16 protein-coding genes are annotated in these 14,612 nt (G+C 36.2%); 15 read left to right on the forward strand and 1 reads right to left on the reverse strand.

From position 1 onward, the window contains the following. Window positions 1–65: 65 nt before the first annotated feature. Window positions 66–500: a rhodanese-like domain-containing protein gene (locus DUN60_RS15390; RefSeq protein ID WP_114634223.1), complete on the reverse strand. Its 435-nt coding sequence runs from the start codon at window positions 498–500 to the stop codon at window positions 66–68. 277 nt (window positions 501–777) lie between these two features. Between DUN60_RS15390 and rfbB the strand changes: the two genes are divergently transcribed. From rfbB to DUN60_RS15465, 15 genes are all read left to right on the forward strand, one after another. Then, the gene (rfbB, locus tag DUN60_RS15395; RefSeq protein ID WP_114634224.1) at window positions 778–1,875 is read left to right on the forward strand and encodes a dTDP-glucose 4,6-dehydratase; all 1,098 of its coding nucleotides are present in this window, start codon (window positions 778–780) and stop codon (window positions 1,873–1,875) included. Continuing rightward, a complete protein-coding gene (rfbA, locus tag DUN60_RS15400; RefSeq protein WP_114634225.1) occupies window positions 1,875–2,762 on the forward strand; it encodes a glucose-1-phosphate thymidylyltransferase RfbA in 888 nt (295 codons plus the stop codon). The genes rfbB and rfbA overlap by 1 nt, the downstream gene beginning before the upstream one ends. Beyond that, window positions 2,762–3,643, forward strand: coding sequence for a dTDP-4-dehydrorhamnose reductase (gene rfbD / locus DUN60_RS15405; RefSeq protein WP_114634226.1), 882 nt, complete (start codon window positions 2,762–2,764; stop codon window positions 3,641–3,643). Before rfbA ends, rfbD begins: the two co-directional genes overlap by 1 nt. A 4-nt stretch (window positions 3,644–3,647) precedes the next feature. Next, complete coding sequence (gene rfbC, locus DUN60_RS15410) at window positions 3,648–4,208, forward strand: dTDP-4-dehydrorhamnose 3,5-epimerase (RefSeq protein ID WP_114634227.1); 561 nt, start codon at window positions 3,648–3,650, stop codon at window positions 4,206–4,208. Window positions 4,209–4,259: 51 nt separating this feature from the next. Next, window positions 4,260–5,066: an ABC transporter permease gene (locus DUN60_RS15415; RefSeq protein ID WP_114634228.1), complete on the forward strand. Its 807-nt coding sequence runs from the start codon at window positions 4,260–4,262 to the stop codon at window positions 5,064–5,066. 9 nt (window positions 5,067–5,075) lie between these two features. Next, window positions 5,076–6,407 carry an ABC transporter ATP-binding protein gene (locus tag DUN60_RS15420; protein ID WP_114634229.1) on the forward strand — a complete coding sequence of 444 codons (1,332 nt, stop codon included), beginning with the start codon at window positions 5,076–5,078 and terminating at the stop codon, window positions 6,405–6,407. A 131-nt stretch (window positions 6,408–6,538) separates the two neighbouring features. Further along, entirely contained in the window at window positions 6,539–7,648 is a 1,110-nt protein-coding gene (locus tag DUN60_RS15425) for a DegT/DnrJ/EryC1/StrS family aminotransferase (protein WP_114634230.1), read from the forward strand. Continuing rightward, window positions 7,645–8,361: a WbqC family protein gene (locus tag DUN60_RS15430; RefSeq protein ID WP_114634231.1), complete on the forward strand. Its 717-nt coding sequence runs from the start codon at window positions 7,645–7,647 to the stop codon at window positions 8,359–8,361. The genes DUN60_RS15425 and DUN60_RS15430 overlap by 4 nt, the downstream gene beginning before the upstream one ends. Further along, window positions 8,358–9,044, forward strand: coding sequence for a class I SAM-dependent methyltransferase (locus DUN60_RS15435; RefSeq protein ID WP_114634232.1), 687 nt, complete (start codon window positions 8,358–8,360; stop codon window positions 9,042–9,044). Before DUN60_RS15430 ends, DUN60_RS15435 begins: the two co-directional genes overlap by 4 nt. Continuing rightward, window positions 9,041–9,841 (forward strand): sulfotransferase family protein, encoded by an 801-nt coding sequence (locus tag DUN60_RS15440; RefSeq protein WP_114634233.1) that lies wholly within the window; start codon window positions 9,041–9,043, stop codon window positions 9,839–9,841. The genes DUN60_RS15435 and DUN60_RS15440 overlap by 4 nt, the downstream gene beginning before the upstream one ends. A gap of 97 nt (window positions 9,842–9,938) precedes the next feature. After that, entirely contained in the window at window positions 9,939–11,204 is a 1,266-nt protein-coding gene (locus DUN60_RS15445) for a glycosyltransferase family 2 protein (RefSeq protein ID WP_114634234.1), read from the forward strand. 81 nt (window positions 11,205–11,285) lie between these two features. Then, window positions 11,286–12,593 carry a glycosyltransferase family 61 protein gene (locus DUN60_RS15450; RefSeq protein WP_114634235.1) on the forward strand — a complete coding sequence of 436 codons (1,308 nt, stop codon included), beginning with the start codon at window positions 11,286–11,288 and terminating at the stop codon, window positions 12,591–12,593. Beyond that, on the forward strand, window positions 12,586–12,984 hold the full coding sequence (locus DUN60_RS15455) for a sugar 3,4-ketoisomerase (RefSeq protein ID WP_114634236.1): 399 nt from the start codon (window positions 12,586–12,588) through the stop codon (window positions 12,982–12,984). The genes DUN60_RS15450 and DUN60_RS15455 overlap by 8 nt, the downstream gene beginning before the upstream one ends. A gap of 1 nt (window position 12,985) precedes the next feature. After that, the gene (locus DUN60_RS15460; RefSeq protein ID WP_114634237.1) at window positions 12,986–13,513 is read left to right on the forward strand and encodes a GNAT family N-acetyltransferase; all 528 of its coding nucleotides are present in this window, start codon (window positions 12,986–12,988) and stop codon (window positions 13,511–13,513) included. Then, entirely contained in the window at window positions 13,513–14,610 is a 1,098-nt protein-coding gene (locus DUN60_RS15465; protein ID WP_114634238.1) for a DegT/DnrJ/EryC1/StrS family aminotransferase, read from the forward strand. Before DUN60_RS15460 ends, DUN60_RS15465 begins: the two co-directional genes overlap by 1 nt. Window positions 14,611–14,612: the final 2 nt, after the last annotated feature.

Genomic DNA, 14,612 nt, shown 5'->3' on the forward strand with positions numbered 1-14,612 from the left:
CTGCTTGTCGTTAACGGCTGTTTGTCTTTAAAAGTATTCACCTTTAACTACTTCTTGCCTTTAACCTATTTCTTACCTTTAACCAAAGGTAGGTTAGCTTCGCTCCAAGCCACTAAGCCGCTTTTCAGTACGCTTACGTTTTCGAAACCTGCTTTAACCAGCAAATTCGCGCTTTCTTGAGCGGTTTGACCTGTCTTGCATACTACGATGATTGGGTCAGCTTTGTGGCTTTCAAGGTTACCAAAGCTATTTGCCTTGATGTCTGACGGCAAAATGTGAACTGCGTCCGTAATATGGCCCTTTTTGAACTCATCTTTAGTGCGAATATCCACCACAACGCCGTTTTCACGGTTAATCAGATGTGTGGTTTGTGCTGCCGTGATCTCTTTGTAGGCAGCGTTTGATGTTTTGATAACGTTCGCAATGATGGCAACAACCAAGCCGATCCATACGATGGCTAAAATCATATTCTCTTGAACAAATGGAACTAACTCTTGCATATCTTGAACTCTTATTCGTTATTGGGCGAAAAACTATAGGTCAGGAGTATAGCGAGTTTTGGGGTTTGGTGTACATAGAGTTAGCTTACCCGCGCACATAACTGCATTTTTTTTTGATTATATCCACTGATACATAGATAATAGAGGAATTTACATTTTAAATGTTTGAATGCGTAGTGTGGTTTTCGCTTTGTGACCAAAGGGCGGTAGCATGCCTGATGGAGATTGCTCGTACGTGTTAGTTTTTTTATTTTAAAGCTATATTTTAGGAGTTTTTGTGAAGATATTAGTCACCGGTGGCGCTGGTTTTATCGGCTCAGCAGTTATACGTCACATTATAAATAATACAACGGACAGTGTGGTAAACGTTGATAAGCTAACTTATGCAGGTAACTTAGAATCTCTTATAGAAGTGGATTCGAATGAACGTTACTCGTTCGAGCAAGTGGATATCTGTAATCGTTCAGAGCTTGATCGAGTGTTCGTTGAGCACAAACCGGATGCTGTCATGCACCTAGCGGCCGAATCACATGTTGACCGTTCTATTACTGGCCCCGCGGCATTTATTGAAACAAATATAGTTGGCACATATACGTTATTAGAAGCGACTCGCGAATACTGGAATTCGCTTGAAGAGTGTGCAAAAGCAGAATTTCGTTTTCACCATATCTCTACTGATGAAGTGTATGGTGATCTTCCACATCCAGACGAAGTGCCTGAAGGCTCTGAGCTGCCGATGTTCTTAGAGACAACTTCGTATGAGCCATCAAGCCCATACTCGGCGTCAAAAGCATCGAGCGATCACCTTGTGCGAGCCTGGTTACGCACTTACGGCCTTCCAACGATGGTAACGAATTGTTCAAATAACTACGGCCCTTATCATTTTCCTGAAAAGTTGATCCCATTGGTCATCTTGAATGCCTTGGAAGGAAAAAACCTCCCTATCTACGGTAAAGGCGACCAAATCCGTGACTGGTTATTTGTCGAAGACCACGCGCGCGCGCTCTACAAAGTCGTGACTGAAGGTAAAGTGGGGGAGACATACAATATTGGCGGCCACAACGAGAAGAAAAACCTCGAAGTGGTGAACACGATTTGTGGCATCTTAGATACGTTGGTACCGAAAGAGTCAGCGTATGCAGAGCAAATCACCTATGTTCAAGACCGTCCTGGTCATGACCGTCGCTACGCCATTGACTCATCTAAAATGCAGCGTGAGCTAGGTTGGACACCTGAGGAGACGTTTGAAACAGGGCTAAAGAAAACGGTGCAATGGTATTTAGATAATTCTACGTGGTGTCAAAATGTACAAGATGGTAGCTATCAACGTGAACGTTTAGGTGTAGAAACAACTGAATCAAAGGGAAGTAAATAATGAAAGGTATTGTTTTAGCTGGTGGTTCTGGGACTCGTCTATACCCGTTGACTCGTGGAGTATCAAAGCAACTCTTGCCGATTTACGATAAACCAATGGTGTTTTACCCAATATCGACATTAATGCTCGCTGGCATTAAAGACATTTTGATTATTACCACACCAGAAGACAATGCAGGTTTTCAGCGTCTACTCGGCGATGGCTCTGATTTTGGTATTAATCTTGAATACGCGATTCAGCCAAGCCCAGATGGCTTAGCACAAGCATTTATTATCGGTGAAGAGTTCATTAGTGATGACAGCGTATGTTTGGTGCTTGGTGATAATATTTTTTATGGGCAGGCGTTTTCACAAACGTTACAGAATGCAGCTTCAAGAGAATCTGGCGCTACTGTTTTCGGTTATCAAGTCAAAGACCCAGAGCGTTTTGGTGTCGTTGAATTTGATGAAAATATGAAAGCAGTATCTATCGAAGAGAAGCCGGAAATACCAAAGTCTAATTATGCAGTTACAGGCTTGTATTTTTACGATAATCGAGTTGTAGAAATGGCAAAACAAGTGAAGCCGTCTCATCGTGGAGAGTTAGAAATTACAACCCTCAATGAAATGTACCTCAATGATGGCTCGCTGAACGTGGAGTTACTGGGCCGTGGTTTTGCATGGCTAGACACAGGCACCCACGAAAGTCTTCATGAAGCTTCATCTTTTGTACAAACCATTGAGCATGTACAAGGTTTAAAAGTGGCTTGCTTAGAGGAAATCTCATGGCGTAATGGTTGGTTGAGTGACGAACAAGTTCTGACTTTAGCTAAACCAATGATGAAAAATGAATACGGCCAGTACTTAACGCGTTTGGTTAATGAAGCAAAGAAAAAGGCTGAGGCTTAATGCGTGTACTAATTACCGGTTGCCATGGTCAAGTTGGTTCTTGCCTCACTGAGCAGTTAGCCAATAATGAGAATATAACAGTGTTAGCGCTTGATAGGGAGCATCTTGACATTACGAGTCAAGCTGCTGTCAATTCCGCCGTTGTCGGGTTTCAACCTACCATCATTATCAATGCCGCAGCGCATACTGCAGTGGATAAAGCTGAAGAGGAAGTTGAACTGTCTTATGCGATAAACCGTGACGGTCCAAAATACTTGGCCCAAGCGGCACAAAGTATTGACGCAGCTATTTTGCATATCTCGACGGATTATGTCTTTGAAGGCAATAAAGCTGGCGAGTATATGGAAACGGATACTACAAAGCCTCAAGGCGTATATGGTGAAAGTAAGCTCGCTGGTGAAATCGCTGTAGTACAAGCATGTAATAAACACGTTATCCTTCGCACTGCATGGGTATTTGGTGAGAATGGTAATAATTTCGTGAAAACCATGCTGCGTTTAGCTGAAAGTAGAGACGCCTTAAGCATTGTCGGTGACCAGTTTGGTGGGCCTACATTTGCAGGTGATATTGCAAATACATTGATTCAAATCGCGAAACGCATTACTCAGGGAAATGAGGTTGAATATGGTGTTTACCACTATTCAGGTCTACCTCATGTCAGTTGGTTTGATTTTGCTGACGCCATTTTTGATGTTGCTGTTCAACAAAAGGTTCTTGAGAGAAAGCCGACCCTAACAAGTATTACTACTGACCAATATCCAACACCGGCAAAGCGCCCAAGTAACTCTCGCTTAAGTAACGAGAAAATTATGGCAAGCTTCTCTATTGAACCGAGTGATTGGAAGGCCGCTTTAAATAATATTCAAGCGTATACCGGATAATAAAATGAAAGTAATCGATACTCGCATTTCAGATGTGAAAATTATAGAGTCAAGTGTGTTTGGTGATGAGCGTGGTTTCTTTATGGAAACCTGGAATCAAAAACAATTTGAAAAGTTAGTGACGGGTAAGTCGACACAATTTGTGCAAGATAACCACTCTAAATCAAAGAAAGGGATTTTACGAGGTTTGCATTATCAAACAGAAAACACTCAAGGCAAGCTAGTTCGAGTGGTGTCTGGTGAAGTGTTTGATGTTGCCGTTGATATTCGTCAAGGTTCGCCGACGTTTGGTCAATGGGTCGGGGAGTATTTATCTGCAGAGAACAAACGGCAGTTATGGATCCCTGAGGGGTTTGCGCATGGATTTTATGTGACTAGCGATGAAGCTGAGTTTGTTTATAAATGCACGGATTATTATAACCCTAACGCTGAGCATTGTTTGATCTGGAACGATCAAACTGTAAATGTTGATTGGCCGATTAGTGATTGCGTTACTCTATCTGAAAAAGATAGACAGGGTCAAACACTCCATGAAATATTGCCTATAGTTGATTTTTCGAAGTGAACTGTATTTATGAACTAAACATACTGTTAGATGAAATTATAAGGTAGCAAAATGTACAAATTACCATTTAAATTTATTCAGGGTATTTATGGTAGTCGAGAGTTATTAATTTCGATGGCTAAACGTGATATCCAGAATCGATACCTTGGTTCTCTATTCGGCGGTATTTGGGCTTTTGTTCAACCACTTGTTACGATTGTGATCATATGGTTTGTTTTTCAAGTTGGTTTTAAAGCACAACCTACATCTAATGGAGTACCATTTACCCTTTGGTTAGTATCTGCAATGATCCCATGGTTTTTTATTGCCGAAATGTTATCAAATGCAACTAATTCAATTGTAGAACAAGCCAGTATTGTAAAGAAGATCGTATTTAAAGTTAGTTTGCTGCCAATAGTGAAAATAATATCGGCTTTGATAATTCATTTGTTCTTTATTCTGATACTTTTTTCAATAGCCATTATATATGGTTATTACCCCAGTATGAATTGGTTGCAAATACCATATTACTTGTTTTGTTCACTATTATTGATGCTAGGTGTTTCATGGATCACTTCTTCTATTGTAATTTTCTTTAGAGATATTGGGCAATTTATCGCAGTACTTATACAGTTAGGTTTTTGGGGAACCCCTATTTTTTGGGATATCGCGATGATACCACAACAATACCAATGGGTGTTTAAGCTAAATCCAGTATTCTATATTACTGAAGGTTATAGAAACACACTAACAACCGAGATTTGGTTTTGGGAATCGATGAGTTGGACCGCTTATTTTTGGTTGATGACTTTGATCACTTTATCTCTCGGGATTGTTTGTTTTAAAAGATTGAAGCCGCACTTTGCGGACGTATTATAGAAGGTTTAAATGATGAGCGAACTTGCCATAAGTTGTAGAAATTTAACTAAAACTTATCCTATGTATCACAATCCAAAGGATCGTTTTAAAGAAGCTCTTCACCCATTCAGAAAAATCTATCACGAGGATTTTTATGCCCTTCGAGATGTAAGCTTTGATATACGAAAAGGTGAAACTGTAGGGATAATTGGTCAAAATGGTGCCGGAAAATCAACACTTCTTAAGATTATTACCGGAGTTTTAACTCCAACTTCAGGGGCTTCTCAAGTCAATGGCGTCGTTTCATCAATACTAGAACTGGGTACCGGGTTTAATAGTGAGTTAACGGGAATAGAAAATATCTACGTTAACAGCTCTTTGATGGGAGTATCTAAAGAAAATGTCGATAAGAAACTAGATCAAATTATTGCATTTGCAGACATAGGTGAACACATCAACCAACCTGTGCGTGGTTATTCTTCCGGGATGTTCGCGCGATTAGCATTTTCTATAGCTATTAGTATTGATCCCGACATACTTATTGTTGATGAAGCATTAGCCGTTGGTGATATGAACTTTCAAGCTAAATGCATGACAGCAATGAAGCGAATCCAAGATAATGGCACTACGATTCTGTTTGTCAGTCATGATATTAGTAGTGTTAAGAGCTTGTGTGAAAAAGCAATCTATATAAAATCCGGAACTGTACAGGCTGTTGGAGATGCTGGCGATATAGCAGATCTTTATATGAAAGAGATGAGAGAAAAATTAAACCAAAATATCTCTAATACTGAAGATACTATATCTACAGAAAATGAGTCAAAACTGGGATCAGCCAAAACTATTGAGTCTTTGATAGACTATGAAGGGAAGTTTGAAGATTCAGTTGGATTCGATGGAAGAGTCGAATTATTTAGGTATGGAACAGGAAAAGCTAAAATAACTAATGTAGAGCTTCTAGACCTCAATGACGTAGAAATTTCAGAAACAAAGTTTAACCAAGATGTAAAAATCAGAATATATCTAAAGAGTTTTATGGAAGGAAAGGTCAGCGTTAACTTCAAACTTTCTGATGATAAAAAAATTAATATTGTGAGTGGATCATTTATGCTTGCAGATAAGGCAATGATAAATTTGTCTCAAGAGAGCAAGCATATTGTTGAGTATCGTTTAAAGCTTCCACTTCAAAAAAATGCATATTCTTTGGAAGCTTCAATAACAGCAACTCAGGTTGAAAACGAACTTTATGAGTATATCGATGTAGTGCCTAACGCTGTTGTTTTTACAATGGGTGTAAGACCAAATGTTACTGTATGGGCAAAGGTGCATTTATTCCCAGAGTTATCTGTAACTAATGTATAAAATATAACATTACAATTATTTGCAACTTTATCGGTGTCAAAAATTAAATTTTCGTGTGAAATGCTTTAATAAAACTAAATTAAGCTAACGAATTTCTTGAGATTACCTCTATTAATAAAGTGATAAAAAGTATGACAATTACTGTAACAGAGCCATCATTACCACCTCTTGATAAATTTATTCCGCTATTAGAAAAAATATGGGATCGTAAGTGGCTAACAAATAATGGCCATTATCATCAAGAGTTAGAAAAAGCTCTTGCAAGGCATCTAGGGGTGAAATATGTTTCATTATTTTGCAATGGAACAGTTGCTCTTCAAGTTGGTCTGAAAGCCCTTGATTTAAAAGGTGAGGTTATTACAACACCATTTACTTTTGTTGCAACGACACATGCAATAAAATGGAACGGATGTACGCCTGTTTTTTGTGATATTGACCCTGATACGTTAAATATAGATCCTAATAAGATCGAAGAATTAATCACCGAAAACACACAAGCAATTATCCCCGTTCATGTATATGGCTCTCCATGTAACGTAGAAGCTTTAAAAAAAATTGCAGATAAGCACAATCTTAAATTATTCTATGATGCAGCTCATTCTTTTGGCGTCAAAAAAGATGAGGAATCTATTCTCAATTGTGGTGATTTATCTATGATGAGTTTTCATGCAACTAAAATCTTCAACACCATTGAGGGAGGGGCATTGATTACAAATGATTACCAAATGAAAGAAAAAATTGATTACCTTAAAAATTTTGGCTTTGAAGGTCCGGAAAAGGTTATCGGGTTGGGAATCAATGGAAAAATGAACGAAATACAAGCAGCATATGGTCTGCTTCAGTTAGAGTACGTCGATGAACAAATAGAGAAGTGTAAAAAAATTTCGCACCTCTATCGTTCCGCTTTATCTCAAATACCGGGAATTCAGCTCATTAAGGAATTTGAAGGTGTTAGTTATAATTATTCATATTTCCCAATTTTGATTGAAGAAGGTCTCTATGGTATGTCTCGTGATGAGCTTTTTCTCTACCTAGCAGAGAATGACATAATGACAAGAAAGTATTTTTACCCACTGGTGTCTAATTTTTTAGAGTATGAGGGTGTTCGTTCTGGTGCAAAGGTATTATTACCTGTAGCAAATTCAGCTAGTTCAAGAGTTATATGTCTTCCAATTTACGCTAACTTGTCTTTTTCAGATGTTGAAAGAATTATCAACTTGATAAAGAAGGCGGCTAAATGAAAATTGCAATAATGCAACCGTATTTTTTTCCTTACCTGGGATATTTTCAACTAATAGTGGAATCTGATATTTTTGTTTTATTCGATGATGTTAAGTATATACACAGAGGTTGGATTAACAGAAACAGAGTATTGAAGCCAAATGAAGGCTGGCAATATATAGGTGTTCCTTTAGAAAAACACTCAAGTTACTCTCTAATAAAAGATATTAAAATACACCCAACTTCTGATTGGAAATCAAAGATAATTTCCCAATTAGAGCACTACAAAAAAAAGGCACCGTATTATAAAGAAACAATAAGGCTGGTTGAAGAAATACTCCAATCTTATAAAGGGAGTAGTATTGTTGATTTAAATAAACATATTATAATTTCAATATTAAGTTATTTGGATATAAAAAAGAAAGTGTTAGTTTCATCTCAATATAGCTTTGACTATAGTGATGTGTCTGGGCCGGGAGACTGGGCTCTATCTATAACAAAGCAACTCAATGGACATGAATATATTAACCCTATTGCAGGGAAAGACTTGTTCGATGTTCTTAAATATACAAATTCAGGTATAAAACTAGATTTCCTTTCTACTGACAGTGTAGATTATAAACAGTTAAAGGCATTCGAACCTTCTCTATCAATTGTTGATGTTTTTATGTTTAATAACAAAGAACAAGTACTAGATCTTTTGACTAAATATAAGATAGAGGGCGAGGCATGAACTACTGGTTAAAACACTTTAATTCGAATGTATCTAAATTACCAGAAAATCTTCTGAAACAAGTAGGAAAAACTGTAAATGGTATAGAAGTAGATCAGAGTCAAATTACTTTGATTGTAGATACTATTTGTAGTGAACTTAATCTGAATGAGCAGTCGAGAGTTGTTGATCTGTGTTGTGGAAATGGATTACTGACTATTGAAGTGGCTAAACACTGTAATTTGGTTATAGGTGTGGATTATTCAAAAAACTTAATCAAAGTTGCAAACCATGTTAACAGCAGCGATAATATTACTTATGTTAATTCTGATGTGACAACTATAAGCCCTAAGTATCTATCCGAGTGTGATAGCGTATATATGTATGAAGGCTTACAGCATATAGATAATGATGGTTTTTTTAAAGTTATGGGCTTACTCTCCGCTAATTCAAATATAATAAAAATTTTTATTGGTGGTATTCCAGATCGTAACTGTATATCAAAGTATTACGATACTGAAGAAAAAATGGATTATTATGAAAAGTGTGAGTCCAAAGGTACACCACATTTAGGGAAATGGTGGGATAAATCTGAAATTGAAACAATAGGCAACTATTTTGGATTTAAAATGAAAGTTATTGCTCAGAACCGTGAGCTTTACTCTACCTATTATCGATTTGATTGTTTGTTGGAGAGGGTATGAAAAAAGTTGCTTTGTTTGGTGTTCCACGGTCGGGTACTTCATGGCTAAGTCAGCTGTTTAATAGCCACCCATCTATTGCTTTAAGGTTCCAACCTTTATTCTCTTTTGAACATAAAGAGAGGCTCAACATAGGCTCTTCTTTTGAGGATATTGACGCATTTTTTAATGAGATTTTAAATTCTTCAGATGAAATGGCATTAATGACATCTAGAGCTCATAAAGGCTATCCTAGATTTGTAAAGTCAGATAGCCTAAGTACTGTAATGTTTAAAGAAACTAGGTATTTAAACTTGGTAGAACACTTATTATCTCTGGATGATAGTCTAAAAATAATAGGTATAATTCGAAATCCATTATCAACAATCGCGTCTTGGTATAAAGCCCCAAAAGAGTTTGATTCGAGCTGGGACATATTTGAAGAATGGAAGTACGCAAATAAAAAAAACCTGGGGAGAGATGAGGAGTTTTATGGCTTTTATAAGTGGTTAGAGGTAACAAAAATGTTTGTTGCTTTAGAAGAGAAATATCCACTTCAATTCAAGATTGTCAAGTACTCAGAGCTAAACGATAACACGGAGTCAACTATTAGACATTTGTTCGAATTTTTGTCATTAAAGATTGAAAGTCAGACAATTGATTTTATTAAGCAAAGTAAGTCTAGACATGATGACGACCCTTATTCAGTTTATCGCTCAAAAGCTAATGACGAAGCTTGGAAAGATATTCTACCAATTGAAATTTCCGATGAGATACTAAAGCTGTTATCCGACGATCAATTGGAAGATTACCTAGTCTAGATGAAGCTTTAAGATTCATCTTTTAAAACGTTTTATCTCTATATTGCTCTAAATTATAAAAATCGTTGAAATTTAGGGTGTAACTAGGAATTTTTAAATGGAACCTGTAAACACTAGCATAATTGGAAAGTATCCAGTAAGTGACTATAAGCATGAAGTCGTAACAAATCCTTTAGTTAGTGTCCTTGTTGTCGCCTATAACCACGAAAAGTATATTGTGGAGTGTCTCGAAAGTATTCTTACTCAAAAAACAAATTTTCCTTTTGAAATCCTTCTTGGTGAAGATGATTCTAATGATCGTACTCGTGAAATATGCATTGAATATGCAAATAAGTATCCGTCGATAATTCGTCTTTTCTTACACGATAGGCGTAACACTATAAAATTTAATGGCAGGGCTACGGGGCGATTTAATTGGGTCTATTCGTTGAACCAAGCTAATGGTACTTTTCTAGCATTGTGTGATGGTGATGATTATTGGACTTCACCTTACAAACTTCAACAACAAGTTGATATTTTACAAGCATCTCCCTCTTTTTCGGGGTGCGCCCATAACACGTTAATATTTAATGAGAGTTCTTCAAGTTTGGCTGATGAGCCGATAGTTGGTACTGTAGACAAAACCATTTTCACTATTAATGATTTTGTTAGGGGAGAGATATACTTCCATACCTCATCTATGCTCTATCGCCTGAGTAATATAAAGAGATGTGCCTTTGATTTCTATAGCGAAAGTTTTGGTGATTGGTTCCTTTGTACTAAAGTTTCGGAGCTTGGCCCAATACAGTATATTAATAGCACTATGTCAATATATCGAATACACAAATCTGGCGTTTGGAGTGAACTAGATGAATTTGAAAGATTGTCAAAAAATTTATCTTCTTTAATGAATTATAATAGAGTGCTTGATTACAAGTATGAAGTTAGTTACTTACCTTTATTCGTAAGAGTATCGTTAGGCAACTTTAAAACATATGAGAAAGAGTTGTTGGAGTTAATCGAAAAATTTGATCTGTCAGACATCATGAGGATTGTCAAATTTTTATATGTTGGGCATAGTCAATGTTCTGAAGAATTAAATGAAATGAATAATAAAGCAAAGTATCTTGATGAATTAGTCTTGGATAAAAATAAATTAATTTTGGAAAAAGATGAATTAATTAGAAGTGCTGACGATTCTTTTCTTGATAAAGAGCATGAAATAGAAGTTTTAAAAAATGAAGTTAAAGCAATTCGTGATTCGCATGAAAGAGAAGCAATGGAACTTAAATCATTTAAAGAAAAAATTGAGTCCAGCCGTGTATGGAAAATTATATATTTTATCGGTAAGATACGATCGCGTATTTCCGGTTTATTCAATTAATAAAAAGTAAAAATATTTGTTGAAATTTAATCATTATAGTTCGATTAGCTTTATTTAAATTTTTAATTTACTGGTACAGAAATGTTCATTTTTATATTAAGATTTGTATATTATATATTCCCTAAGTTTGTACGTCACCAATACATTGATAGTATTGTATTTTACCGTCATGTTTTTATTAAATTAGTAAGTATATTCAAACCTAAAAAAGAGAAACCTGAAGAAAATCGCTTCGATGTAAGACTAGTCGGGGATTTAGAGTTATTGGGAGGGGGATGTGAACTTATCCAGCATGTATCTGAACGCTATGCAAGTGTACAAGGTCCACTCTTGTATGTAGATAATCAGGAATGTAAACGTTCATCGCTTGAAGGTAGACTACCTGATACTAAAGTTGTGCGTTTAAGCGGAGTTCAGGTTATTGGTTCTACAGATGCTGTAATTTCTGGAATAAATATGTACCATCATGAATTAAGCCTAATGGAAAATATTCATGATTTAAAGCGGCCAGATATTTTCTTGAAATATGAAGAACAGGAAGGTTTTGATTTTCAGATTTCGTTTATTCGTGAAAAATTAACTCTAGATGGATTAGTAGTTAGTTTATTAAAAGAACATTCGACTAATTACTATCACTGGATTACAGAAGTTATACCAAAGCTAGTCAATATGATGGAATATATTGAATCTAACGATGAAAAAATAACCATTTTAGTTGAAGAGGGAACCCCTCAACAAAGTCTTTCCCTTATCGAACTTCTCTTGTCTGAGTTAAAAAATACTGAATATCATCTCTGTCACGTAAAAAAGGGTCAGTTAGTTTATTGCGAAAGTTTGATCTATTGTACTCCTTTATGGACTTCTCTTGATAATACTCGGTCTTTACCTAATCCTAAAAAGGAGTTTTTTGTTTCCTCTGATTGTTTGAAAAAAGTTAAAGATAAGTTATCAAAAAACACACTATCGAACAGTTATATGTTGAAAAATAAAAAAATATACTTGCAAAGAGAAAACACCAAGCTAAGGAAGCTCAGTAATGTTCTAGATTTAGAGAGGCTACTGTATAAGAAAGGATTCGATTTCGTTGATCCTGGCTCTCTTGATTTTTTTGAGCAGTATAGTTTATTTTCGCAAGCTGATATTATAGTTGGCGCCTCTGGAGCAGCCTTTACCAATTTATTATTTATGAAACCAGGTAGTACAGCAATATCGCTATATCCATCAGCACAAAGTACGAATTATTATGTTTTCCAGCCATTGGCTGATGTTTCAAACGTAAAATTTATTCACTTCCTCACATCCCCTGACGATAATACTAACTCTGTGCATGGTGATGCGAACGTAGATGTTAAAGAACTAGAAAAACTATTGGAAAAACTTGATGATTAAAACATTTAGATTCAACGTGCTTGGTGACGAAAGAGGATCATTAGTCTCTCTTGAAGAATTTGGTAACATCCCTTTTGAAATTAGGCGTGTTTACTATATTTTTGATACAAAGAGCCAAATATCTAGAGGGTTTCATGCTCACAAAAACTTAGAGCAAGTGGCGATTTGTGTAAAGGGCAGCTGTAGAATTATCCTCGATGATGGTCAGTCGAGAGAGAGCGTTGTACTCGATAGTCCAAGTAAAGGATTGTATATTGATAATAGCAAATGGCGAGAAATGCACGATTTTTCGCAGGATTGTGTTTTGTTAGTACTCGCGAGTAATGCTTATGACGAGTCAGATTATATTCGAGATTACGATGATTTCCTATGTTATGTAAAAGGTGATTAATATGCGTGGTAAAACAATATATATAGAATTAGCTACTTTAGACGATGCCGAGTTCATACTCTCTTTACGAAATAATTCTGAATTGAACAAGCACTTATCTAAAACCAGTGCAGATATCAGTTCTCAAAGGCAATGGCTGTCAGACTATAAAAAACGAGAAGACGAGAAGAAAGAGTACTATTTTATTATAAATCGACTTGATGGTGTTCCTATTGGTACAGTCAGACTATACGATTTTCTCAATGAACGTAATTCATTTTGTTGGGGGAGTTGGATATTAAATATCGATAAAACAAGGACTTCTGCTATAGAAAGTGCGTTACTAGTATATGAATTTGCCTTTAAACATCTAGACTTTGAAAACTGTCATTTTGACGTGCGAAAAGATAACAAATCAGTAATCCGATTCCACGAGAAACTCGGGGCTAAAATAGTGTCAGAAACAGAATTTGATTATTATTTTGAATATTCAAAGCCTTGTTACAATGCCTTTTTCAAAGAAAATAAAAAATTTATTGAGTACCTGTGATGATTCCATTTTTAGACTTAAAGACACTTAACGAAAGATATAAAGACGAGATTAAAGCTTCCTTTGACAGGGTTGTTGATTCTGGTTGGTATATCATGGGAAATGAGCTAGAACAGTTTGAAAAAGAGTTTTCAACGTATTGTCAAACTAAGTATTGTATCGGTGTTGGTAATGGCTTAGACGCTTTAACGCTTACATTAAAATCTTGGAAAATTATGGGTTTGATTAACGAAGGTGATGAAGTCATTGTCCCTTCTAACACTTTTATAGCATCGGTGCTTGCTATTTCCGAGTGTAACTTGACTCCTGTATTAGTTGACGCAGACCCAAATAACTTTAACATCGATGTTTCCAGAATCGCTCAAAAAATCACATCAAAAACCAAAGTCATACTTCCGGTACATCTGTACGGTCAATTAGCTCCAATGAAAGAAATTTGTAAGCTAGCTGAAGACTATGACCTGTTGGTATTAGAGGATTGTGCACAAGCACATGGAGCTATGATTGATGGGAAAAAAGCGGGGTCTTGGGGTCATGCTGGTGCCTTCAGTTTCTATCCAGGGAAAAACTTAGGTGCTCTAGGTGATGCAGGTGCAATTACAACAAGTGACGAGAAGCTAAAGGAAATAGTTTCTGCATTAAGAAGCTATGGCTCTCACATAAAATATGAGCACATTTACAAAGGTGTGAACAGTCGGTTGGATGAAATACAAGCAGCTATTTTAAGAGTTAAGCTTAAGTACATTAATGAAGATATTGAGAATCGTCAAAGGGTTGCACGTTATTATATTGATAATATTAATAATGATTTAGTAACACTCCCAGAATGGGAGTATGAAGACAGCCATGTTTTTCATTTGTTTGTTATTAAGACATCGGAACGAGAAAAGTTGAGTGAATACTTGTTAGAAAATGGTGTTCAAACTCAAAAACACTATCCTAAATTTGTCAATGAACAGGTAGCGTACGCCGAAATAGATCACCAAAATGAAGTTAGAGCTATTTGTGATGATATTTTAAGTCTTCCGATAAGCCCTATTTTGACTGAATCAGAGCAAAAGCATATAGTGAACCTGATCAATAACTGGTCTAATTAATT

Origin of the sequence: Vibrio splendidus (genome assembly GCF_003345295.1) — a bacterium.
Classification (GTDB): Bacteria; Pseudomonadota; Gammaproteobacteria; order Enterobacterales; family Vibrionaceae; genus Vibrio; species Vibrio splendidus_K.